Origin of the sequence: uncultured Gemella sp., assembly GCF_963525875.1 — a bacterium.
GTDB lineage: Bacteria > Bacillota > Bacilli > Staphylococcales > Gemellaceae > Gemella.
This window is the reverse complement of record NZ_CAURMG010000007.1, coordinates 25,911-49,357: the sequence shown is the minus strand read 5'-3', so window position 1 is coordinate 49,357 and position 23,447 is coordinate 25,911. Positions and strand designations below refer to the sequence as shown.

The window sequence follows — 23,447 nt, the reverse complement described above, 5'->3', positions numbered from 1 at the left end:
TTTTATAACTATATTGAAACTTTGTCAACGTCACCTATTATTTAATTTACATAAAAAAAGATACTCGAAACACTTCGAATATCTTTAAATTTCTTATAAGTTTTCTGGCTTATATGCATCTTTAGTATATAATTTTAACACACCTGAGTAAAATCTATCTGCTACAAATGCTACAGTAAATGGAATTACAAAGAATGCTAATAAAATCGGTAGTAAGTTTCCGTTATTCATTGCATATGATTTTGTAGGTCCGATTAATCCGATAATTCCAAATCCTGCACTTTCATGAGTTCCAAGAATTTTTAGGAAGTACCCAGATAAACCTGTAACTGCAGCTGTTGTTAAAATTGTAAGAAGTAGCTGTGGTTTACGTGCACAGTTTGGCATCATAAGTTTTATCGCTCCTAGAAGGATAGCAACACTTGCTCCTTTGCTATTTGCTCTATATGTACCGATTGCTAATACTGCAGCAGCTGACACTAATCCTAAAGTAGCAGCTCCTGCTCCTACATAGTTTTCATTAGTGAATAAAATTAATCCCATAGCTACTGTTGATACAGGTGTTACGATTAAGAATGAAAACGCCATTGTTATTAACACGCACATTAATATTGGTTGTAAAGTTGTAAATTCAAATAGTAGTGAAGCTAAAAGTTTAGTTAAACTTTTTGTATAAGGTAAAGTCACTAGACCTAATGCAGCTACTAGTCCACCTGTTATCGGTAAGAAAATAATAGTAACTGCTCCAAATTTATCTTTAACAAGATTAATTGCTAAAGCACCCACAATTGTTATTAAGATTACGTTAAATAAATCTCCCATTGGAACACCAGTCCACGCTTTAGTTTGAGCATTAAATGTTAATGATCCACTAGCTGCTAGAACTGTTGCTCCTAATACTGCTGACTCTAAAGGTTTAAATTTTAAACTTTGCCCAACAATAACACCGACTAAAACTGGAATAGAAAATTGTAATAAATACATCGCTTGTGAGAGTGTAGTGAATACGTTCGGTGCAAATAGAGTTCCTAAGTACTTAAATAATGTACTTAAAACAGCATTTGGAATTAATCCAGCAACTACTCCTAAGGCGGTTCCGTTTAAAATTATATTAAGAAAATCCTTTACTGATTTTGGCATAAATATCCTCCTTTTTTATGTTTCAATGAATATAATAAATATAATAATATAAAATCGAAAAAAAGTAAAGAATTTTTTGAAAATTTGTTATTTTTTTCTCTCTTTACGTTGATAAAGTGTATACAAAAGGAGAATTCGTAGATAAAACTACAAAATTCCCCTTTAAATATTTTATAATATTGGTTTTTTATTCGGTGTTCCTGCTTTTCTCGGATACTTATTAGGTGTTTCTTTAGCTTTACGAATTTCTAGTATATGCCTTTCTTCACCTTCAATATCAAATTCAAGATCTTGCTCTAATTTTCCACCTAAAAGTTTTATTGCATTTATTGCTTCTTTAGTCTCTTCTTCAGCTTTCTGAGCTTTTAAACTTAAGAAGTAACCATCTTTCTTAACTAATGGCAAACAAAGCTCAGCTAATACATTTAATCTTGCTACCGCTCTAGCAGTTACTATTTCAAAACTTTCTCTGTATTCTTTATTTTGACCAAATTCTTCCGCTCTAGCGTGAACAAAATTACAATCAGTAAGTCCAAGTTCATCTTTAACTATATTTAAAAACTTAATACGTTTATTTAAAGAATCAACAATAGTAACTTTTAAATTTGGGTATAATATTTTTAATGGAATAGATGGAAATCCTGCTCCGCTTCCCACATCGCAAATACTTTCTATATTCGAATAATCTTTATAAAATGCTAAAGAAATCGAATCAAAAAAATGTTTTGTATAGAACTCTTCTTCCTCAGTAATAGCAGTAAGATTGATTTTTTGATTCCATTCTACTACTAGATTATAGTATTTATTATACTGTTCTTTTTGAAGTTCAGTTAATTCTATACCAACCTTCTCTTTTACCGCATTATAGAATTGTTCTTTATTCATTATTCATACCTCTTCGTTGTTCTAAATATACTAAAAGTATAGAAATATCCGCTGGATTGACACCTGATATACGAGATGCCTGACCTATAGTTAATGGTAAAACTTTTTTTAGTTTCTCTCTTGCTTCAAGAGCTAAGCTTGGTACTTCATCATAATTTAAATCTGTAGGTATTTTCATCTCATTCATTTTCTTAAGTTTTTCTACTTGTTGAATAGATTTTTTTATATACCCTTCATATTTCACTTCAATTTCTACTTGTTCTATTACATCTTTAGGAAGAACAGTTTCATCATTTGCTAAATAAAGTACATTAGCATGTGTTAATTCTGGACGTCTTAGCATATCTATTGCTAGTATACCGTCACGAATTTCAGCACTATTTAATTCAACTAATTTTTCTAATGTTGCAGCTGTAGGGGTAATTCTAAAAGTTTTTAATCTTTCTATTTCATCAGCAACCATACTACGTTTTTCACAGAATTTATTATAGCGTTCTTCTGGTATAAGACCATAGTTATATGCTTTCTCTGTTAATCTCATATCCGCATTATCATGACGTAATAATAATCTATGTTCAGCTCTTGAAGTAAGAAGTCGATATGGTTCATTTGTTCCTTTCGTTACTAAGTCATCAATAAGAACTCCAATATATGCTTCATCTCGACCAAGTATCATCGGTTCTTCACCCAGTACTTTACATGCGGCATTTATTCCCGCCATAATTCCTTGACCTGCAGCTTCTTCATAACCACTAGTACCATTAATTTGACCAGCAGTGAATAATCCATCGATTAATTTCGTCTCTAAAGTTGGCCAAAGTGTTGTTGGATTAACAGCATCGTACTCAATAGCATAACCATTACGCATAATAACTGCATTTTCTAATCCCGCAATACTTCGAACCATTTCTCTTTGTACATCATCTGGTAAAGAAGTTGATAACCCTTGTACATAGATTTCTTTTGTATTTCTACCTTCTGGTTCTAAGAAAAGTTGATGTCTTTCTTTATCATTAAAACGCACATACTTGTCTTCAATACTTGGACAATATCTTGGACCTGTTCCTTTTATTACTCCAGAATACATTGCAGAACGCCCTAAGTTTTTATCAATAATTTCATGAGTGTTTGTATTAGTATAAGTTAACCAACAAGGAACTTGATCTTTTACAAATTCTGTAGTTTCATAACTAAACGCATGCTCTTCATCATCACCAGGCTGAATAGCTGTTTTTGAAAAATCTACACTATCAGCGTTAACTCTTGGCGGTGTTCCGGTCTTAAATCTAACTAAGTCAAATCCTAATTCCTCTAATTGTTTAGCCAGATCAATAGATGGCATTTGATGATTTGGACCTGAAGAATATTTAATATCTCCAATTACAATTTCACCGCGTAAATAAGTACCAGTTGTGATAATTATTGTCTTAGCTTTATATGCTGTACCTAGCATTGTTCTTAGACCAACCACTTTATTATCATCAATAATTAGCTCACGTACCATTGCTTGCTCAATATCTAAGTTTGGAGTATCTTCTAAGATTCTCTTCATCTCAAGTTGATATTCTACCTTGTCAGATTGCATTCTTAATGCACGAACTGCTGGACCTTTTGCAGTATTTAACATTTTACTTTGAATATTAGTTTTATCTGCTACACGCCCCATAAGTCCACCAAGCGCATCTACTTCACGAACAACAATACCTTTTGCCGGTCCTCCTACACTTGGGTTACATGGCATAAAACCAATAGTATCTAAATTAATTGTAATCATCAGTGTTTTTACACCTTTTCTACTAGCAGCGTGTGCTGCCTCAATTCCGGCATGTCCTCCTCCAATTACAATAACATCATATTCTTTTAAAAATTCAGTCATAGTACCTCCATATATTTTAACGTAATTGCAAAATAATGCTTTGACCAAAATTTTGATATATTACTAAATTTTTACCTTTATTATATTATCATATTGCAAACAAAAAAACTAATAATATACATATATAACCACTTAAAAATATAATACAGTAAAAAATCGCAGTACTTTTTATACTGCGATTAATTTATCTATTCTGTTACTTTATTAAACTCATTAAATTTATCTTTACTAAATAAACCTAAATGTTTATCAACCATTATAGAGTTTGTCATACCACCACTAACATTTAAGCAAGTACGCCCCATATCTAAGATTGGATCTACTGCTAAGATTGGATTAATTTGATTAAATAATGCCCCAAAACCTACTCCATTTACTGAAACTGAAGCAGCTGTAATTGCTGTTCCTGGAACTCCGGCAATACCTACAGAACCTAATGTTACCACAATGACAGTTATAATGAATAATGTTGCATCAATTGCGATTCCATTTGCATTAGCTAAGAACACTACTAACATAGTCGGATAAATTCCGGCACATCCTTGCATTCCCGCTGTAGATGAGAATGAAGCAACAAAGTTAGCTGTTGATTGGTTAACACCCATTTCTTTAGTTAAAGTACTAATTGTTAGTGGTAGAGTCCCAGCGCTTGAACGCGATGTAAATGCTAAAACTAAAGGTTTACTTGCTTTTTTGAAATATGTAACTGGTGAAACACCATGTAATACTAAGAATAATCCTTGAATAATAAATTGAATTACTACAGCTACATATAGTAAAGCAATGAATAATAATACATCTTTAATTGATTTTAATCCTCTTTGAGCAATTGTGTTAGCTAATAATGGAATTACTGCATAAGGTAATAATCTAATTACTAGAACAGTCATGCGGGAAACTATAGCATGTAAGTTGGCTATATAATCAATAAAAGTTTTAACTTTATTTTCATCTTTATTTTGAATATATCTTGCTGCTAAGCCTATAAACATTGCAAAAATTACTACACCAATTACGTTAAATTCAACCATTGCTTTAATTGGATTCGAAGGAATTAATTCACGAATTATTGTTACAACGTTCTTCACTTCTTTAATCTTGCTCTCTCCATTCCCTAAAACAATAGAGCTACTTCCAAGTTTAAATACTGCAGAAACTACAAATCCAACAATTGAACTTATTGCAACCATTCCTAACGTTATAATCAATGTTAGTCTTGTTAATTTTTTCACATCAGTGTTTGCATTAATATTTACAATGACATTAATAATCGAAACTAATACTAATGGTACGATTAACATCTTAATTAAATCAATAAATCCATTACCAAATAATGAATACCATGTAGTTGTCTCAGCAACATATTTTATCTTCATGGGTTCATCGCTAAAACCTGAGTAGGCTTGAATTCCAATCCCTAAAAGTAAACCAATTGCTGTAGATAATAACGTTCTTTTTGAAGAACTAACTCTTTTTTTTGCTAAATAATACATTAAGTAAAATAATGCAAATAGTACTACTAAAAATAATAAAGTTTCTTTTGTAGAAATCATTATAAATTTCTCAAAAAATGTAAATTTGTTTTCCATTGTCTATCCTCCAAATGAGTATATTACTCATCTTCTTTTATTTTGTAAAATTTTAGTCTTAAATTTTACTCCATCTACAGATAGAATGAAAAAGATTTAAACCTTTTTCCATATTATACCTCCGTAATGTAAAAGATACTACAATTAAACTATAATTTTCATTCATTTTCAATAGTTTTGCTCAAAAAATATTATTTTACAGACTTTTTTATTTACTTAATATTTTTAATACGCTATAATTATCTTTAGTTATTATTTATTTACAAATAGAATGGAGTGATTTTTTTGAATATTAAATTAGTTTATGCGAGTCTAACTGGTAATACTGAAATGTTATCTGATTTAATTATAGAAAAATTTGAAGAAGAAAAAGGTTTAGAAATAGAAAAATTATTCATTGAAGACATGGTAGATTTTGATTTTCTTGATGATGCAGATGCTTTTATAGTTGCATCATACACATATGGTGAAGGTGAATTACCTGAAGAAATGGAAGAATTTTTTGAAGCACTTGAAGACAAAAATTACGAAGGAAAAATATACGGTGTAATTGGCACTGGTGATACTATCTATGATGAGTACTGCGTTTGTGTAGATCGATTTAATGAACAAATTGCTAAAACAGGTGCTACTAATCCAACAGAAAATCTTAAAATTGAAATCGAAGCTGATACTGATGAAGATTTTGAAAATATAGAGAAATTTATCGAAGCGTTTGCTAGTGCTTTGTAATAAAAAAAGTCGATTATGAAAGTTTCATAATCGACTTTTTTTTATCCTTTAAAGAAGACATTTACTCTCTCAAATTCTTCTTCCCAGTTATTCCAATCTAATCTAATCTTAGAATTTTCCTCTAAAATGTCTTCTACTAGATTCTCTATTGTAATATCTTCTAGAGAAGATTTAATTGCCTTATTAATAGTATTTACTTTTTTCAGATATTTGCTATAACGTTTATCTACTGCTAAAGCTCCCTCAAAAATTTTTGAAACATAATCTGTCTTTAGTGCAAAAATTTCTACCTCATCATTAAGGGCTACATATATATCATATAATGTAACTTTTTTATTAGATTTATACTTATATCCTCCACCAATACCTGTATTAGCTTTCACTAAGTCATTGACAACTAGCTTTCTCATAATTTTTTTTAGATATGTTGGAGAAATATTTAAACGTTGGCTAATCTCCTTCGAATTTAAGAAAACATGCCTATCTTGAAGGTATAACATTACCATAATACAGATTGCTTGTTCAGTACTTTTAGTTAAATGCATAAACTCAACCTCTTTTCTTTTTTGTATATAACTCTACTTACATCCTTATTTTATGATATATTTTTATAATTGTCAAATGTTATTTTAATTTTTCACCCCAGTATTGATAATAGGTACATTCAATGGAACCATTGAAAAGTTTTCTTCTTTTTGTTGCCTTTTTTCCATATAAATGTTCAAACATTTTATGAGAAGTCAAAAGATAAAGTGACCAATGTTTTTTATTTTTAAGTTCAGTTCCTAAAAATTTATACATAGCTTCTACTTCTTTTTTCTCACCCAAACGTTCTCCATACGGCGGATTGGCAATTACGCATCCTGTTTCCTTCTTCGCTACAAAATCAAAAACTGACATCTGTTTAAACTTAATAACTCCCGCTAACCCAATTTCTTCGGCATTATTCTCAGCAGTTGCTATCATCTTAGGATCAATATCAGAACCATATAACTCTAATTCTTTATCATAATCTATTAGTTCCTCAGCCTTATTTCTTTCTTCATCTACTAGGCTTTTCGGCATCCACGGCCATTTTTCAAAATCAAAATTTCTATTAATACCCGGTGCCATATTTTGTGCTGCCATAGCTGCTTCTATTAATAAAGTTCCAGAACCGCAGAACAAGTCATACAAAGGTGTTTCACCTTTCCAGTTTGTTAATTTAACCATTGCAGCTGCCAATGTTTCTTTTAACGGTGCTGTACCTTGCTTCGCACGATATCCTCGTTTATGAAGTCCATCTCCAGATGTATCTAATAAAATAGTAGCAATATCATTTAACATTATGATTTCTAATCTATATCTTGCTCCTGTTTCTGTTAACCATCCCGTTATACCATAACTTTTCTTCATTTTTTCTACAATCGCTTTTTTTACAATAGATTGGCAGTCTGAAACACTAAACAAAGTAGATTTATGACTACGTCCGTCTACAGGAAATTTAGCATCAACTGGTAAATATTTATCCCATTCAATTGCCTTTGTTTTTTCAAAAAGTTCCTCAAAAGTATATGCGGGAAATTGTGCAATCACAATTTTAACTCTATCCGCACATCTTAACCATAAATTAGAACGTACTATTGCTCTTTTATCCCCTGAATAATATACTCTTCCATTTTCTACTTTTGTTTCATAACCTAATTCCTGTACTTCTTTAGCTACAATCGCTTCAATTCCCATAGGTGTTGTTGCTACTAAATTAAATTTCATTTCTTCCTCCTTAAAAAAGAGGCTCCAAAGAGCCCCTAGAACTAGTTGTTTTTCTTATCATAAGCCATATTCTGTATCTACCTTACTCAATCGAGACTAGTCTACTCTCGTAAAAATAGCTGTGATCATCTGTCTAAATATATACATATTTCCTATTCCTACATTCATTTATGTGGAATAAGTGCTTCTACCAAAATTTGAATTGCTCACTCAAGGGGTTTACCGCGTTCCACTTCTCATATTTCTATAAGAACTCCGTCACTGTGGCACTTTCAAGACATATAACCATATAGAAACCTACTTAGGTTATATTATCTGCCGTCACCTAAAGGTGCCTAAACTTATTTTTTCGTTTAGCGTTGAACACTACAGGCGTCTCAGCCTGTGTGAGTATGGACTTTCCTCAGCATTACTGCCGCGATCACTCAAAGAAAACACTTATATTACTTTACACTAAAAAAATTATTTTGTAAATAAAAAATTAAAACTATTTTTCTAAAACTGAAATTTTACCTTCGGCAATTTCTTCTAAAGCTTTTCCTACTTCTTTATGCGAAGTGTACTTTTCTAATTTTTTCGTTTCAGGATTAGCAAATAATTCTCTTGCTCTTTTACTTGCTAAAGATACTAGCATATACTTTGAATTTACTTTTGATTTTAATACATCTAACTTTGGATATAACATTTTTTTCTCCTACATTTCTTCTAATTCTAATAACGCTCTTCTATATTTCATCTCAATACGTTCACGTTTCAAATGTTCACTTAATATAATAGCTTTAATTCTTTCTACAGCTCTATCTACTTCATCATTTTCAACAACGTAATCATAAAGATGCATCATATTTATTTCTTTTTTAGCTTTTGCTATACGAGATTCTATGACATCATCACTTTCCGTTCCGCGACCTTTTAATCTATCTTTCAGATCTGCTATACTTGGAGGGGCTAAAAATATAAATAAAGCATCTGGTATTTTACTCTTTACTTGACCAGCACCTTGAACTTCTATTTCTAAAAATATATCTTTTCCTTTATCCATAGTCTCCCTTACATATTTAACGGGAGTTCCGTAATAATTATCAACATATTGAGCATACTCTAAAAGCTCTCCTTGTTGAATTAAATTTTCAAATTCTTCTTTTGTTTTAAAGAAATAATCAACCCCATCTACTTCGCCAGGTCTCATCCCCCTAGAAGTCATTGAAATTGAATATTCGAAGTCTACATCATTACTTTCAAAAATTCTTTTTCTAACAGTCCCCTTACCAACTCCTGAAGGTCCTGAAAGAACTATCAATAATCCTTTCTCCATTTTTCGTATCCTTTAATTATGATTTATTATCTTTTTATGATACCACAAAATAGAAAAAATTTAAACAATAAACATGTATATTTAAGTTGAAAATTAATTTGCTAGTATTTTTTAAAAATTCTCAATTTTTATTTTTAAAATACAAGTCTAATAATCGCTAGTGACACTATTCCTATTACAACTATTACTAAAAGACTTTTTGAAATAATTGCACTTAATACCATAGGTAAAGAAGCAAATAGATTTTCATAATTAATTTTAGGAAGGTATCCAATCTTTTGTATAAGTAGACTGTCAAACCACAAAGCTGACATTGTTACAATCGGCACTAAGCTAAGATACTCTGTAATCGCTTTAGGTAAATCAAATTTTTTCAACAATATAAATGGAAGTATCCTGGATAACCAAGTTACAATTGCACATCCTAATATCGTTAATATTACATAGTTAGTAAATAACATTTTTAAGAACTACCCCTATCGCACATCCTATTAAAGTAACCACTATAATTAATACATTACTTGGAATAAAAATCATTCCAAAATACACTAGGAAGAATACAACAACAATTACTAGAAATTGTACTTTTTTCTTAAAAGTAAAATCTGATATAACTTGTAAGTATAATAACCCTATAAACATGGCCACTAAAGCAAAATCTAAACCTAGTTCCTTTGGATTTTTAACTATTCCTCCTAATAAGGCTCCTATCACAGACGAAACCACCCATGTAAAATAAGCTACTAAATTTACAGCATTAAACCATTCATAAGTCAATATTCCTCTTGTATAATTTTGTTTATTCATCCCCAATGCGAAGCTCTCATCTGTTAAGAGAGTACCAATAAAGATATTTTTATATATGCTATATTTTTAAAAAAATGGAGCAATCGCCATACTCATTAAAATCATTCTTGAATTGATTTATTTTAATAAAAGCTGTCTAATAAGAACTTTATCTATCTTTTGTTTGACCGTTTTTTGCCCAGTGTAGGTCACTAAGCCAGGTTTAGCACCTGATATTTTTTTTACATTTTTTATAAGTGTCCTATCGACATTAACATACTCTTCATTTTTAAACTTCGAATAATACGCAGCTAACATTGATGCAACTTCTATTGTCTCTTTACTAGGGTTATTATCAAAGATTACTACGTGACTACCAGGTATGTCTTTAGCATGAAACCATAAATAATCTCTTCTTGCTAATTTATTTGTAATAGCATCATTTTGAAGATTATTTTTTCCAACATAAATAGCCGTATTATTATGATTAACCACAAAATAATTACTCTTATTTTTTTTCTTATTTGACTTAATCTTCTCTTTCAGTATTCCATTAGCAATCAATTCCTCTTTGATTTCTGCAATATCAGTTTTATCAGCATTTTCAAGTTGGAACTTAATGGTCTCAAAATAACCTAAATCGTGCTTAGCAATCTCAATTTGCTCGATTAGATTCTCAATTGTTCTCTTATTCTTTTTATATAAACTAAAGTATTTCTCTGAATTTTTTTCAATAGTTAAATTAGGATCTAACTCTATCTCAATGTCCGTTAAATCTTCACTATAAAAGTTTTGTAATGATATAGTCTCAGGTATTTTATTTTTAAATAAATAAATATTTGAAATTAAAAGTTGTCCCTTTAATTTATAATCATCTCTATTATTAGCTTGTTCTAGTTCATTTTCTAAAATATTGATTTTTTTATTCAATCTGTTAATTTTAGAATTAATAAAGTTAAATAGTTTTCTATCAGTATTCTTATTAATTGACTCTCTGATTATATCCATATAATAATAATCAAGTAATTGTGATAATGATTCAAAGTTCTTACTATAACCATTGATATCAAAAAAGTAGAAATCCTTTTTACCATTTTCTTCTATTATGACTGGTTTATAATATTTTTCAAATTCCTTACAAAAACTTATAAAAGAATTTTTCATATCTTCTGCTGATATTTTTTTAAAATAATTATTTAACAAAGCTGAAACTCCATAGAAATTTTTCATTAAAAACTTCTTATCTTCTATAGAAAACTCAATATTAGTATAATCACTGAACTCAAAAGGATTAATTTTTTCCACCGTTGGAGGTAATGTATATTCCATATTAGAAATAGTTGATCTCTTGTACTCTAAACTATAACTATTTTTTAGCGATTCCAAAATAATTTTATCCTCATTAGTTAGTATTATATTTGAATGTTTTCCCATTAATTCTGTAATTAGATAATAGTACTTTTCATAACCTAAATCATCAAAATTTTTAATTTTTAAAATTACTATACGATCATTATTAACCTGACTAATTTCTAATATTATTCCACCAGTTAAGTATTTTCTTAAGACAGAACAAAAATTTGAAGGTGTTGAAGGATTTTCATAACTATTATTTGTTAACTGTATTCTAGACGTATTAGAATTTGCAGATAAAAAAAGCTTTAAGTTTTTCCCTTTTCTAATAGAAAAAACAAATTCATCCGTTGATAAATTATTTATTTTATTAATTCGTCCATTAAGAATATTTTCTTCTAATTCCTCCACCATCTTTTTTACAAAAAAACCATCAAATGCCATTTTAATCCTCCTTAATATTTTTTAATGTTCAACATAGAATTATAACACATAAAATATTATGTGTATATGAAAATAATATTGCCATTTTATAATAAAAAAAGGCGTGACTTAATAAAATCGCGATTTCATAGAAATTGATTTTATCGAGTCACTACCAATAAGTTTATTAAATTATCCAAAAAATATTTATAAAACAAATTTAGATATTAATAAACTACTGTATCTATAATTTATTATATAAACTCTTTTTATAGTTTAGGGCTGCAGGAGAAACCAATATACTATTTAGATTTATCCTCTTCGAATTTTTTTGAAACCAATACTCCCCAAACTAGTAATCCTAATAATACTATCCAAAAAATAGCAGTCCAAAGAGTTGAATGTGGAAATTCATGCGGTATTAATGCTAATTTCTCATGTGCAGCAGCAATTACAAATAATTTAATACCTACCCAGCCTACAATTAGAAATGCTGCAATTTCTAAACCTGGTTTTGTTTCTAATACTTTTATAAATACATTAGCAGCATAACGCATGATAATTACTCCTACAAAACCTCCAATCACCATAACAGCAAATTGACCAAGATTAATTCCGCCAATTGATGTCTCCGAAATATGAGGTAATGTTATTGCAATTGCAACAGCTGCTAATATTGAATCTATAGCAAATGCTATATCCGTTAGTTCTACCTTTATAACAGTAGCCCAGAATCCACTTTGCTTCTTAGGTTCAGATATTTCTTCTGTAGCTTCCCCTTCTTTTCTTTTATCAAAAAATTCTTTTATATGAACTCCAGCCATATATACCAAATATAATCCACCTAACACTTGAATCTCCCAATATTGGGCAAGAATCGTGATTAAAAATATCGCTATAATTCTGAACACTAGTGCACCAGCAAGACCATACATTAACGCGTGCTTTTGTTCTTTTGGAGGTAAATGTCTAACCATTACCGCTAGAACAATCGCATTATCTGCTGATAATAATCCTTCCAATAGTATTAAACTCAATAATACTATTACATATTGAATTAGAACCTGTGTATCCATTAAATTCTCCTTCTATCCTATTATTTTTTTCATTAATTTAACAATTAAGATAACAATTATTAAACCAGCCATATTTAATAATAAAGGTAAATAATTGCCAAAACTAAGTGTTATATTTTGATTTAAATTATTAAATGACTTCGTAAAAATTGTCAATACACTATTATCAATTCTTTCTACGGGAATAGCCACTCTATCTTTAATCATTTTGGCAATTACATCTCCTCCAATAAAGAATAATAAAGAAAATGATATTGCTAAATTAGTATTGTTAAATAAAGTTAAAGCTAATAAATAAATAATATTAGCAAATAGTAATAATAATATCAAAATTGAAGCATATGCTACTGATGTATTTACATTCATCATTATTACTTTCAATTCTTCAAAAATACCTCTTTTACGTAAGAATAAAAATCCTACTAAACACGATACTATAATAGCAAAATAAACTAAAAAATAAATTATGTTTGCTATAAGGGCAAAAATATCACGAATACTTTTCTTTTTTTTCATTTCTAGAAGAACATTGACTTTAGAAATATAATCTTCTCTGTATGAATAAATATAATTAATACCCATCACAAAAAGAAGTAATGCTAAATTCACCTTTAAAATAATATTAAAGATAATATTGATTATCGAAATATCAAAATAAGCAGAAAGTGAATCTAATTTGTAAACAAAAGTAAAGTTCAATAAAATAAGTATAACTAAAAATAAATAATTAAATTTACGTCTAAATAACTTCCCAAATTCAATAGTTAAAAGCATTATAAATCAGCCTCACCCTCGTATAATTTAATTTTTTCACCTAAATTACGAATCTGATATACTTCTATATTATTTTTTAATAACGCATATACTACTTCTTCAAGACTTTCTTCTCTCACTACAATTTCATTATCGTGATAAAGGCTGTATTGATAACCTTCTAGAATCATATCAAGATTATCCTGAGTTGATACATTAATAGCAGTTAATGTTTTTAATACTAATAAATCTTCAAGATTACCAAAATATGATTTAATACCATCCGAGATTACTAATACCTTATCTGCAATACTATTATGTTTATTTAACATTGTATCTAGAATTATTACATTAGAATTATTTGATTTATCTAAAATCAGATCACTTATAGCTTCTTTATCCTCTAAAGTTAAAGATTTTTCCGTATTATCAACTATTAAAACATTCTGATCAACCAGGATTGAAAATAATGTATGATATTTAATCACTTCATTACTTAATAATTCTTTATATTTAACTTCTGAATTAAGATTTAAAAACTCTAGATCCGCTATTAACTCTTCATCGGCATATCTAATATTAAATAAAGACAACCCTTTTTTTAAATTATTTAATAATGTTAAATCACTATAAAAACCAAAATCTCTAGAAAATAATAATGTTTGTTTATTTATATTTTCTTTATCAAAAAGTATTTCTCCTTTAAACTTTGTTCTTTGTCTAAAAGAATCCTTAATAATATCTAAACTGGCTGTACTATTATTTACAATAGTTAAAATTTCGCCAGTGTCTACTTTGAAATCTAGTTCCAAAATAGTATCCTTTTTTATTTTCTTCGTATATTCTTTAAATTCTAAAACCATTATTTCTCCTACTATAAACAATATAATTTGTTAAATGACTTCATTTTTATCAAACTAATAACTTACCTTATCTTATATATTAATACTATATCTTATTATAATACCATTGCTTTAACTTAATGTCAAAACAATAATCATAAAAAAATAAAAAGAAGGGAGTGACTCATAAATCGTGATTTCTAAGAAATCGATTTTATCGAGTCACCCCCGCACAGTCTATTAGATATCTTAAAAGCTTCTATAAAACGAATTTAGATATCAATAAACCACTTTGCCTATGAGTTATCATATACACTTTTGTAAAATTTATGATTTTTAAGTAAGTCTCAATCTATACAATAATTATTTACTTTCTTTTTTCACAACAAATGTTAACACAATTCCTAGTACAAATCCCACTAGAGCGTAATTTAACCAAGCAAAATCTGCAGGTACTGGAAGAAAGTTTACTTTAGCCAATGCATTATCAACTGTAGGCACTACAAGTTTAAATGTTGAAGTTACAGTAGAGTATAAACTAAATAATCCAGTAAATAGTACTGTTGAAGTATAAACAACTTTTCTTCCACCAAAAAAATTATTTAAGAAACCAAGTAAGATTAATACCATTGTTAATGGATAAAGTAATACTAGCACTGGAACTGCACCTTGAATAATCGCTGCTAAACCATAGTTACCAACTGCAAAAGAGAATAAAGTTAAAGCAATTGCATATGTTTTATAACTAATCTTATCATATAATCTTACAAAGAATGAAGAACAAGCAGTTACTAAACCAACACTTGTAGTTAAACAAGCTAAAAATACAATAACAAATAATAATAATTTACCAACATTACCAAAATAGAATGTAGTCGCACCAGTCAGTACTCCAGCACCCGTTTTTTGTAATCCTAAAACAGAAACTGATGTAGCACCAATATTAGAAATGAAAATATATACTAATGCTAATAAAACTGCTGCAATTACTGCTGATTTTGCACTATTATTAAATACCTCTTGCTTAGTCTTAGCACCGTAAAGTTTAACTGAGTTAATTACAATTATACCAAATACTAATGAAGCTAGTGCATCCATTGTATTATAACCTTCCATTAACCCATTAGTAAATGCTAGGGCTGTAGTTGCATAACCTTTTGTAGGTTCTTGTGCAGATCCCATAGGATTAACTAATGAAGCAATGATTAAAACTACCATTGATAATAGTAGAACTGGAGTAATAATTGTTCCGATTCTATCAACAAGCTTATTAGGGCTTATAGCTAACCATAAAGTTAATCCCATAAAGAAAGCTAAGAAAATAGCTTGAGCAACAAAAGTATTTTCTGGTGCTACAAAACTTGATAAACCTAATTCATAAGTTGTTGTTCCTGTTCTAGGAATAGCAAAGAAAGGCCCGATTGTTAAGTATAATAAAGTCGTAAAAGCAATACCGAATCCTTTTCCTGCTCTGCTAGATAAATCTAATAAGTCCTCAGCCCCTGAGTACCCCATTACAATAACTCCTAATAGCGGTAATCCTACCCCCATAATTATAAATCCAATCATCGCTGTAGATAAGTTTGTTCCAGCGTTTTGTCCTAAGAATGCTGGGAAAATTAAATTACCAGCACCAAAGAACAGTGCAAATAACATAAGTCCAATTGAAATATAAGGATTTTTCTTTAAAAATTTCAACATTTCATCTCCTCCAAAATTTATTTTTTTAAGTATGTTATATACAATAATATATTTATTGATTTTTGTCAATAGATTTTTAAAAAATATTCGATTTTTTGTTGAATAATTGTATAAAATTTTCTGATAATTAATCTTAATTATAAATCAACTGTATCATTTACAAATTTATTATGTCAATATTAGAATCACTTTATATGTATTTTATAATATTGCTCAATCAAATTCAAATTTTATAAAAAAGGATTTGATAATTGAAACACTTATCAAATCCTTTGACATCATTTTTTTATTTCTTCTTTATAATCGCAATTTCCACACATAACACCTTTTTTCCCTTCATATAAAAGATGATTACATTTTGGACATTGACGACCTATTGGTTTATCCCAAGAAACAAAGTCACAGTTTGGAAATCCTTCACAACCATAGAATAATTTCCCTTTTTTAGACTTTTTCTCTAAAATTTCATGTTTTTTACATTTCGGACAAACTACTCCTACTTTTTTCTGGATTGTATTTGTATACCTACAATCTGGGAAGTTCGAACAAGCTATAAATTTACCAAATTTCCCTAATTTAAACACTAAAGGAGATGAGCATTCTGGGCAAGATTCACCAGTAAATTCTTGTTTAATTTCAACCTTTTCCATCTCAGATTCAGCTTTTTCTACATCTTTTCTAAAATTTCTATAGAAATTATATATTGTATTTTCCCATCCAACCTTACCTTCTGCTATATCATCTAATTGACTTTCTAAATTCGCAGTGAATTTTGTGTTGATAATATCAGGGAAATATTGTTCTGTGATTTTACTGACTAGAGTTCCTAATTCAGTAGGTGTGAAAACTTTATTTTGAAGTTTTGCATAGTATCTTTTTTGTAAAGTATCTACTATTGTTGCGTAAGTTGATGGTCGACCTATTCCTAACTCTTCTAATTCAGCAATTAGTTTTGCTTCTGAGTAACGAGCAGGAGGTTGTGTAAAGTGTTGTTCTTCTTTTAATTCTTTTACTTTCGCATCTTCACCAACTTCAAATTCAGGTGCAAGTTTCACTTTTTCTTTTTCTTTTAATACTGATAAAAATCCATTAAAAAGTAATTTAGAATGCGCTCCACGATACACCACATTATTATTTTCAAATGTTGTTGTACTCGTTTCGTAAACAGCAGCACTCATACGACTAGCAACAAATCTTTCCCAAATAAGTTTATAAAGTTTATATTGATCATTAGACAAATATTCTTTAATACTATCAGGTGTAAATTCTATATTTGTCGGTCTGATTCCTTCATGAGCATCTTGAACATTTTTATTATTTTTTTTCACTTTAAATGCAGTAGCCAAGTATTCTTTTCCAAAGTTTTTAAGAATATACTCATTTGCCATTTTTATCGCTTCATCTGAAACCCTTGTTGAGTCAGTTCTCATGTAAGTTATTAATCCTGTAACTCCACCTAATTTTTTCAGATTAATACCTTCATATAATTCTTGAGCTACACTCATAGTTTTACGAGTTTTAAAGTTTATTTTTCTTGAAGCATCTTGTTGCATCGTCGATGTAATATAGACATTAGGTGCATTCCTATTTTTCTTGGTTTTAGCTACATCGACAACTTTAAATGTATTACCTTTTATAGCATTTTTTATATTTTCTACATCTTTTTTACTTTCAAGTTTTAATTTTTCACCTTTATATGAGTAAAAATTAGCAGTCAAAACTTTTCTATCTTTTATAAAATCAATAGGCATTGACCAATATTCTTGAGGTACAAACTTTTGAATTTCTTCTTCTCTGTCGACTATTAATTTTAATGCTGCATTCTGTACCCTACCAGCTGATAATTTAGGTTTTACTTTTTTCCATAATACTGGAGAAATATTATAACCTACAAGTCTATCTAAAATTCTTCTCGCTTGCTGTGATTGTACCAAATCGGTATTTATTTTTCGTGGATTTTTAATTGCTTCCTTCACAGCGTCTTTCGTTATTTCATTAAAAACAATTCTATTATCAGAATTATTATCTAATCCTAAAATGTGCGCAATATGCCATGCTATTGCTTCTCCTTCTCTATCGGGATCGGATGCTAGGAAAACTTTTTTTCCTTTAGCCTCTTTTTTTAAAGATTTAATTACATCACCCTTCCCTCTTATAGAAATATAATCAACATCTATATTTCCATTATCTAGTACTTCTACTCCCATTCTACTTTTAGGAAGGTCTCTTACATGACCTTTTGAAGATATTACTCTATATTTTTTCCCTAAATATTTTTCAATAGTTTTTGCTTTGGAAGGAGATTCGACTATTACTAAATTTTCTGCCATTTTCTTCTCTCCGTAGTTTTTTAATAAGTAGTATCTTAAAACATTTTTATTAACTTGTCAACTTTTTTCGATGAAAATTAATCTATTTTTGTTAAGATTAACGGTTCTTGATTTTCACGAACTACAATTGTATGTTCATATTGTGCAATATACGAACCATCCTTAGCGACTAATTCCCATTCATCTTTATCAGTATTTGTTACTGCTTTAGCTTTTGTAGAAACGAATGGTTCCACTGCTAAACACATACCATCTTTTAAAATTAAATTATCCCATGGATCAAAGTAATTGAATACATGTTGTGGTTCTTGATGAAGAGATGTACCAATTCCATGGCCTGTAAGATTCTCAATAACTTGTAATTTATGCTCTTTTATTTTCTTATGAATATTTTTTCCTATTTGGTTTATTTTTCTTCCTGCAATAGCATGCTTAATACCTTCATAAAAAGCTTCTTTAGCAACTTCACAAACTTTCTCCTTCATTTCGTCATCAACCTTACCGACAACAAAAGAGATTCCAGTATCAGCATAATATCCATCTTTACATCCTGATACATCTATATTTAACAAATCTCCATCTTTTAATATTTTAGTACTCGATGGAATTCCATGAGCAGCCTGATAATTTAATGAAATACATGTATAACCAGGGAAATCATACTCTGTAATTGGAGCTGATTTGGCACCGTATTTTTCAAATAGTTCTTTTGCTATATTATCAAGTTCTTTTGTTGAAACACCAGGTACGGCATTTTTAACCATTTCATCTCTTATAGTTGCACAAATAAAACCTATTTCTTTCATTTTTTGTAATTGTTCTTCTGTTTTAATAATCATTTTTTCTCCTTTTTTTAACCAGTTTATTTAAATTTTCTATAGAATATGTTGGTTTTTTTTCTTTTTTATCAATATCTTCTAGACTTGTAACTCCAGTTTGAACATGAATTGTATCTATACCACTATTAATACCTGACATTATATCAGTATCATAATTATCTCCTATCATAACTATTTGATTTTTCGAATAATTAAATAATTTTATAGCACTCTCCATTATGATTCTACTAGGCTTTCCTATAAATGTAGCAATTGTCGAAGTCGCATATTCTAAATATTTGACCTGTCCTCCATTACTCGGGACAAAACCATGCGCAGTAGGTAGTAACGTATCAGGATTAGTTCCTATAAGTTCTGCTCCATTAAGAATGGCTTTGGTTGCTATTGCCAGTTTATCATACGTAAGTTCTCTATCAAGTCCAACAACTACAGCCTCAACATCTTCCTCAGTATTTTTATGATTAAAAATACTTAAGGTATTCTTCAAGCCATTTTCTCCTATAATATACAAGTTTTTGTACCCTTTTGACTCCAAATAAATTTTGGTAGCATCACTAGACGTAAAAACATGTTCTTGAGTAGTTTCAATATCAAACTTTTTTAAATGTTCTGCTACTTCTCTTGGTTGTTTTGTAGAATTATTAGTTAAAAATAAATAGTCTACATTATTTTCATTTAAATAATCAACAAATTCTTTGGCATATTTTATCTTTTTTTCACCATTATAAATAGTGCCATCCAAATCAATTAGATACAATTTATAACTTTTTATACTCATTCTGTCACTCCATCAATTACTTTTAATATAATATTTTCAACTATTTATTCTTTGTATAACAAACTGAAAATATTATGTAACTACTTCTATTTTACACCGTTTATAAAAAAAATAAAAGCATTAATTAGGTTTTTCCTATTTAATGCTTTAAATAAAATCGTTAAATACACTATTTAAAAAGACTAACCAAGAATTCATCTCAGATAATTGCTTTTTCTCATGATACCATACAATCATAATTACTGACTGTAAAGTTATATACCATTTTAATCTGTTTCTATATTTTATTGTTGGCTCTTGACCATATATTTTCAACCATTCGTTCCAATCTGACTGAGGAATATATCGATATAATACAAAAGAAATATCAATTGCAGGATCACAAAGTATTGAATGTTCCCAATCTACTAAGAATAGTTTCCCTTGGTCAGAGAGTAACCAATTATCTTTATGTAAATCTGTATGACAAGGTGTGTACTCTACATCATCATCAGGTATACAATTTTCTAAATAATTTAGGGCATCTACTATATTACCGTTTTTCCAAAGTTCATCTGCTATTATAGACTTTAAATTTCTAAGCGAACTTGCAGCTGTTTCTTCATTATAACCTTGTGCTTTCATAATTTTTTTTAATTTAGTTGATCCATGAACTTTTTTCAAGATTTCCGGGATACGCTTATCAGTCATATCTTCCTTATTCAATGTTCTGCCATTCTCAAAATCCTGAGCTATTAATACATCCCCATTACTAATACGTTTAGTCCATCTTAATCTAGGCACAATACCTTCTGCTGAAAGAGTTGCAATCATAGGAGTAGTATTCTTTTTTATAAAATAACGTTGATTATCTCTTGAACAAAAATAATCTTCTTTATATGTATCATCTAAAGTCCAGCCCATCTGATAATATTCTCTAGACATATTTTATACTTCTCCTTTCTCCAATCTCTTTTTTAAATTATAATGCACTATATATTTTACAATCTTTAACCATTTTTTTCAAGATAGTATTTTATAATAAAAATTAAAAATCTCAAAGATATTCTAATTTTATTTTTATAATACAATAAAATATCTTTGAGATTCTTTATTCATCTAATTTTTATTAAACTAAAAATTATATCAAGTAAATATTTTTATAAATATTTTATTCGCAGCAAAGTTTATATATTCCTTCTGCATAAATCGCAGTTGCTAATAGTAAGTCTTCTATTTCTAAATATTCATTTGCTTGGTGCATTGTATCTTCTTTCCCTGGGAATAAAAGTCCAAATGCAACACCTTTTTTAAGGCAACGTGCGTAAGTTCCACCACCAAGTACAAAAGCATCATTCTTCGTATCACCTGTGTATTTTTTATATACGTCCATTAGAGTTGTTACTAATTCATCATCTTTTGGAACGTAGTGAGCTTCTTTTGTACTAGTGACTTCAATTATAATGTTATCTACTTTAACACTACTTAACTTATCTACTAAATTGAATTTTTTAGGATGACGACAGTCTGTTGAAATCACAGCCAGTTTTTCTTCTAAATTATAATTTAATATTCCATAGTTGTAAGTTGCAGCTCCCATTTCATCATCAGAGTAGTCGATTCCTAATTTTGTACCGAATGGATCATTAGCAAGTTTTTCTACGATGTAATCTACAAAGTTTTTACCATTAACATCTAATCCTAATGTACTTAAAAATTCTGCTAATTTTGTTGCTCCATTTATCCCAAATTGTGGTGTAGAACCATGGGCTGCTTTACCTTTTAGCGTTAACTTAATAGTTTCTGCTACATTAACTTCACCTTCTAATTTCTCTTGACTTAAGAATTTTTCGAATTTTTCCTTAATATCCGCTACTTCACCAGCTAATTCGGCTTCTGCACTAGCAATTACCATATTAAGTACTTGTCCTCCATTAAATTTAACAAGTTTGTAATCGTATTGTTCAGAATTTTCAACAAAAATCAACTTATGATCGAATGTAGCACGTGCTTTTTCAGCATATACTAGAGGGAACATTGCATCTGGCGTAAATCCTAAAGCTGGTTGTTCTTCATGTTTAAAGTATGATTCAACACATCTAAATCCTGTTTCTTCATCACTACCAATAATTAAACGAACACGTTTATTCCATTTAACTCCTAGTTTATCTAAAAGTTTAACAGCGTAATATGCTGCCATTGTTGGTCCTTTATCATCTAGTGATCCACGAGCATAAATTCTTCCATCTCTCACTTCAGGTTTAAACGGATGACTAATCCAATCCGCTTCAACAACCGGTACCACATCGACATGTCCAAGAATACCAAATAGTTCTTCTCCATGACCTACTTCTATATGTCCTGCTTTATTTTCAACTATTTTAGTTTTATATCCATCGCGTTCTCCAAAAGATAAAATTAAGTCCAAAGCTTCTCTAGGACCGCTACCGAAAGGTGTTTCCTCAGTTATATCAGTTCCTAAGATTGATCGAACGCTTAATAGATCAAAAAGGTCTTTTAGTAAGTCTTCCTTGTGATTTAACACTTCTTGTTTAAAATTGATATCCATAATATATCCCTCCGTTATTTTATTTATTTAAATTTTTTATTTCCTTATCAGTTAAATATCTATATTCTCCTAATTTTAGATTTTTATCTAACTCTAATGTTCCTATAGATAATCTTTTTAAATATGTTACTGTTGTCCCAAGAGCCTTCATCATTCTTTTAACTTGATGAAACTTTCCTTCAGTAATATAAATATACGCAATACTATTTACCTCAGATGATTCAATTATTTCCAACCTAGCGCATTTACATTTATAACCTTCATCAATAACAAGTCCCTCTTTTACTAATACTAAATGCTCTTCTTTTAATTCTCCACTTACCTCAACATAATACTTCTTCTCTACATCTTTCTTTGGAGAAATTAATTTATGAGCAAGATCTCCATCATTTGTCAGTAACATTAATCCCTCAGTATCCTTATCAAGTCTACCTACAGGAAAGACTTGATATATGCGATCTTTTTCTTCTAATAAATCAACTACAGTTTTGTCAATCGCATCATCCGTAGCTGATATAACATTTTGTGGCTTATTCATCATTATATAAACATATTTTTGATAAAATAACCTATTTCCATTTACTATAACCTGATCATTGATTTCATCAACCTTATAATCAGGACTTTTTACTAAAATATCATTAATTAATATTCCCTTTTTAATAATTTTTTTCGCTTCTGCTCTACTTAACGTTGTCGTAGTACTAATAAATTTATCCAATCTCACTA

Annotated in this window: 22 protein-coding genes and 1 other RNA gene; 1 reads left to right on the top strand and 22 read right to left on the bottom strand. The window is 29.2% G+C overall.

From position 1 onward, the window contains the following. Positions 1 to 93 precede the first annotated feature (93 nt). The 4 genes from RWQ73_RS02455 to RWQ73_RS02440 all read right to left on the bottom strand — a co-directional run bounded on the left by RWQ73_RS02455 (position 94) and on the right by RWQ73_RS02440 (position 5,490). Positions 94 to 1,140, bottom strand: coding sequence for a PTS sugar transporter subunit IIC (locus RWQ73_RS02455; protein WP_314406538.1), 1,047 nt, complete (start codon positions 1,138 to 1,140; stop codon positions 94 to 96). Positions 1,141 to 1,311: 171 nt separating this feature from the next. Further along, positions 1,312 to 2,025 carry a 16S rRNA (guanine(527)-N(7))-methyltransferase RsmG gene (gene rsmG / locus RWQ73_RS02450; RefSeq protein WP_314406537.1) on the bottom strand — a complete coding sequence of 238 codons (714 nt, stop codon included), beginning with the start codon at positions 2,023 to 2,025 and terminating at the stop codon, positions 1,312 to 1,314. Then, complete coding sequence (mnmG, locus tag RWQ73_RS02445; protein WP_314406536.1) at positions 2,018 to 3,901, bottom strand: tRNA uridine-5-carboxymethylaminomethyl(34) synthesis enzyme MnmG; 1,884 nt, start codon at positions 3,899 to 3,901, stop codon at positions 2,018 to 2,020. The genes rsmG and mnmG overlap by 8 nt, the downstream gene beginning before the upstream one ends. A 188-nt stretch (positions 3,902 to 4,089) precedes the next feature. After that, positions 4,090 to 5,490 carry a cation:dicarboxylate symporter family transporter gene (locus tag RWQ73_RS02440; RefSeq protein ID WP_314406535.1) on the bottom strand — a complete coding sequence of 467 codons (1,401 nt, stop codon included), beginning with the start codon at positions 5,488 to 5,490 and terminating at the stop codon, positions 4,090 to 4,092. 285 nt (positions 5,491 to 5,775) lie between these two features. On the opposite strand from RWQ73_RS02440, the gene RWQ73_RS02435 reads away from it, so the two are divergent. Then, positions 5,776 to 6,222, top strand: a complete 447-nt coding sequence (locus RWQ73_RS02435) for a flavodoxin (RefSeq protein WP_314406534.1) — start codon at positions 5,776 to 5,778, stop codon at positions 6,220 to 6,222. A gap of 41 nt (positions 6,223 to 6,263) precedes the next feature. Here RWQ73_RS02435 and RWQ73_RS02430 read toward each other — a convergent pair whose 3' ends face one another. The 18 genes from RWQ73_RS02430 to RWQ73_RS02345 all read right to left on the bottom strand — a co-directional run bounded on the left by RWQ73_RS02430 (position 6,264) and on the right by RWQ73_RS02345 (position 23,445). Next, a complete protein-coding gene (locus RWQ73_RS02430) occupies positions 6,264 to 6,767 on the bottom strand; it encodes an Rrf2 family transcriptional regulator (RefSeq protein ID WP_314083858.1) in 504 nt (167 codons plus the stop codon). Between the two features lie 79 nt (positions 6,768 to 6,846). Then, a complete protein-coding gene (locus tag RWQ73_RS02425) occupies positions 6,847 to 7,974 on the bottom strand; it encodes a class I SAM-dependent RNA methyltransferase (protein ID WP_314406533.1) in 1,128 nt (375 codons plus the stop codon). A gap of 55 nt (positions 7,975 to 8,029) precedes the next feature. Further along, positions 8,030 to 8,407: RNase P RNA component class B (gene rnpB / locus RWQ73_RS02420), an RNA gene on the bottom strand. Positions 8,408 to 8,461: 54 nt separating this feature from the next. Further along, complete coding sequence (gene rpoZ, locus RWQ73_RS02415) at positions 8,462 to 8,659, bottom strand: DNA-directed RNA polymerase subunit omega (RefSeq protein WP_314083862.1); 198 nt, start codon at positions 8,657 to 8,659, stop codon at positions 8,462 to 8,464. Between the two features lie 9 nt (positions 8,660 to 8,668). After that, a complete protein-coding gene (gmk, locus tag RWQ73_RS02410; RefSeq protein WP_314083864.1) occupies positions 8,669 to 9,289 on the bottom strand; it encodes a guanylate kinase in 621 nt (206 codons plus the stop codon). 134 nt (positions 9,290 to 9,423) lie between these two features. Continuing rightward, positions 9,424 to 9,750, bottom strand: a complete 327-nt coding sequence (locus RWQ73_RS02405) for an AzlD domain-containing protein (protein WP_314406532.1) — start codon at positions 9,748 to 9,750, stop codon at positions 9,424 to 9,426. Further along, positions 9,737 to 10,141: an AzlC family ABC transporter permease gene (locus RWQ73_RS02400; protein WP_314406544.1), complete on the bottom strand. Its 405-nt coding sequence runs from the start codon at positions 10,139 to 10,141 to the stop codon at positions 9,737 to 9,739. The genes RWQ73_RS02405 and RWQ73_RS02400 overlap by 14 nt, the downstream gene beginning before the upstream one ends. 72 nt (positions 10,142 to 10,213) lie before the next feature. Then, positions 10,214 to 11,872, bottom strand: coding sequence for an NFACT RNA binding domain-containing protein (locus tag RWQ73_RS02395; protein WP_314406531.1), 1,659 nt, complete (start codon positions 11,870 to 11,872; stop codon positions 10,214 to 10,216). A 281-nt stretch (positions 11,873 to 12,153) separates the two neighbouring features. Then, positions 12,154 to 12,927 carry a TerC family protein gene (locus tag RWQ73_RS02390; RefSeq protein ID WP_314406530.1) on the bottom strand — a complete coding sequence of 258 codons (774 nt, stop codon included), beginning with the start codon at positions 12,925 to 12,927 and terminating at the stop codon, positions 12,154 to 12,156. A gap of 12 nt (positions 12,928 to 12,939) precedes the next feature. Then, a complete protein-coding gene (locus RWQ73_RS02385; protein ID WP_314406529.1) occupies positions 12,940 to 13,701 on the bottom strand; it encodes an iron ABC transporter permease in 762 nt (253 codons plus the stop codon). Next, the gene (locus RWQ73_RS02380; RefSeq protein ID WP_314406528.1) at positions 13,701 to 14,543 is read right to left on the bottom strand and encodes an ABC transporter ATP-binding protein; all 843 of its coding nucleotides are present in this window, start codon (positions 14,541 to 14,543) and stop codon (positions 13,701 to 13,703) included. The genes RWQ73_RS02385 and RWQ73_RS02380 overlap by 1 nt, the downstream gene beginning before the upstream one ends. Positions 14,544 to 14,885: 342 nt before the next feature. Continuing rightward, positions 14,886 to 16,223, bottom strand: a complete 1,338-nt coding sequence (brnQ, locus tag RWQ73_RS02375) for a branched-chain amino acid transport system II carrier protein (protein ID WP_314083877.1) — start codon at positions 16,221 to 16,223, stop codon at positions 14,886 to 14,888. A 278-nt stretch (positions 16,224 to 16,501) separates the two neighbouring features. Beyond that, a complete protein-coding gene (topA, locus tag RWQ73_RS02370) occupies positions 16,502 to 18,553 on the bottom strand; it encodes a type I DNA topoisomerase (protein ID WP_314406527.1) in 2,052 nt (683 codons plus the stop codon). 77 nt (positions 18,554 to 18,630) lie between these two features. Beyond that, the gene (gene map / locus RWQ73_RS02365; RefSeq protein ID WP_314406526.1) at positions 18,631 to 19,392 is read right to left on the bottom strand and encodes a type I methionyl aminopeptidase; all 762 of its coding nucleotides are present in this window, start codon (positions 19,390 to 19,392) and stop codon (positions 18,631 to 18,633) included. Next, positions 19,382 to 20,170 carry a TIGR01457 family HAD-type hydrolase gene (locus RWQ73_RS02360; protein WP_314406525.1) on the bottom strand — a complete coding sequence of 263 codons (789 nt, stop codon included), beginning with the start codon at positions 20,168 to 20,170 and terminating at the stop codon, positions 19,382 to 19,384. The genes map and RWQ73_RS02360 overlap by 11 nt, the downstream gene beginning before the upstream one ends. 147 nt (positions 20,171 to 20,317) lie before the next feature. Further along, the gene (locus tag RWQ73_RS02355) at positions 20,318 to 21,073 is read right to left on the bottom strand and encodes a phosphotransferase family protein (protein ID WP_314406524.1); all 756 of its coding nucleotides are present in this window, start codon (positions 21,071 to 21,073) and stop codon (positions 20,318 to 20,320) included. A 247-nt stretch (positions 21,074 to 21,320) separates the two neighbouring features. Further along, on the bottom strand, positions 21,321 to 22,718 hold the full coding sequence (gene pepV, locus RWQ73_RS02350) for a dipeptidase PepV (RefSeq protein ID WP_314406523.1): 1,398 nt from the start codon (positions 22,716 to 22,718) through the stop codon (positions 21,321 to 21,323). A 19-nt stretch (positions 22,719 to 22,737) separates the two neighbouring features. Further along, a complete protein-coding gene (locus RWQ73_RS02345) occupies positions 22,738 to 23,445 on the bottom strand; it encodes a 16S rRNA pseudouridine(516) synthase (RefSeq protein ID WP_314406522.1) in 708 nt (235 codons plus the stop codon). Positions 23,446 to 23,447: the final 2 nt, after the last annotated feature.

Bases quoted from the DNA above. Each gene is read 5' to 3' on its own strand.
- RWQ73_RS02455 (WP_314406538.1), bottom strand. From the start codon at position 1,140: ATGCCAAAATCAGTAAAGGATTTTCTTAATATAATTTTAAACGGAACC.
- rsmG (WP_314406537.1), bottom strand. From the start codon at position 2,025: ATGAATAAAGAACAATTCTATAATGCGGTAAAAGAGAAGGTTGGTATA.
- mnmG (WP_314406536.1), bottom strand. From the start codon at position 3,901: ATGACTGAATTTTTAAAAGAATATGATGTTATTGTAATTGGAGGAGGA.
- RWQ73_RS02440 (WP_314406535.1), bottom strand. From the start codon at position 5,490: ATGGAAAACAAATTTACATTTTTTGAGAAATTTATAATGATTTCTACA.
- RWQ73_RS02430 (WP_314083858.1), bottom strand. From the start codon at position 6,767: ATGCATTTAACTAAAAGTACTGAACAAGCAATCTGTATTATGGTAATG.
- RWQ73_RS02425 (WP_314406533.1), bottom strand. From the start codon at position 7,974: ATGAAATTTAATTTAGTAGCAACAACACCTATGGGAATTGAAGCGATT.
- rpoZ (WP_314083862.1), bottom strand. From the start codon at position 8,659: ATGTTATATCCAAAGTTAGATGTATTAAAATCAAAAGTAAATTCAAAG.
- gmk (WP_314083864.1), bottom strand. From the start codon at position 9,289: ATGGAGAAAGGATTATTGATAGTTCTTTCAGGACCTTCAGGAGTTGGT.
- RWQ73_RS02405 (WP_314406532.1), bottom strand. From the start codon at position 9,750: ATGTTATTTACTAACTATGTAATATTAACGATATTAGGATGTGCAATT.
- RWQ73_RS02395 (WP_314406531.1), bottom strand. From the start codon at position 11,872: ATGGCATTTGATGGTTTTTTTGTAAAAAAGATGGTGGAGGAATTAGAA.
- RWQ73_RS02390 (WP_314406530.1), bottom strand. From the start codon at position 12,927: ATGGATACACAGGTTCTAATTCAATATGTAATAGTATTATTGAGTTTA.
- RWQ73_RS02385 (WP_314406529.1), bottom strand. From the start codon at position 13,701: ATGCTTTTAACTATTGAATTTGGGAAGTTATTTAGACGTAAATTTAAT.
- RWQ73_RS02380 (WP_314406528.1), bottom strand. From the start codon at position 14,543: ATGGTTTTAGAATTTAAAGAATATACGAAGAAAATAAAAAAGGATACT.
- brnQ (WP_314083877.1), bottom strand. From the start codon at position 16,223: ATGTTGAAATTTTTAAAGAAAAATCCTTATATTTCAATTGGACTTATG.
- topA (WP_314406527.1), bottom strand. From the start codon at position 18,553: ATGGCAGAAAATTTAGTAATAGTCGAATCTCCTTCCAAAGCAAAAACT.
- map (WP_314406526.1), bottom strand. From the start codon at position 19,392: ATGATTATTAAAACAGAAGAACAATTACAAAAAATGAAAGAAATAGGT.
- RWQ73_RS02360 (WP_314406525.1), bottom strand. From the start codon at position 20,170: ATGAGTATAAAAAGTTATAAATTGTATCTAATTGATTTGGATGGCACT.
- RWQ73_RS02355 (WP_314406524.1), bottom strand. From the start codon at position 21,073: ATGGGCTGGACTTTAGATGATACATATAAAGAAGATTATTTTTGTTCA.
- pepV (WP_314406523.1), bottom strand. From the start codon at position 22,718: ATGGATATCAATTTTAAACAAGAAGTGTTAAATCACAAGGAAGACTTA.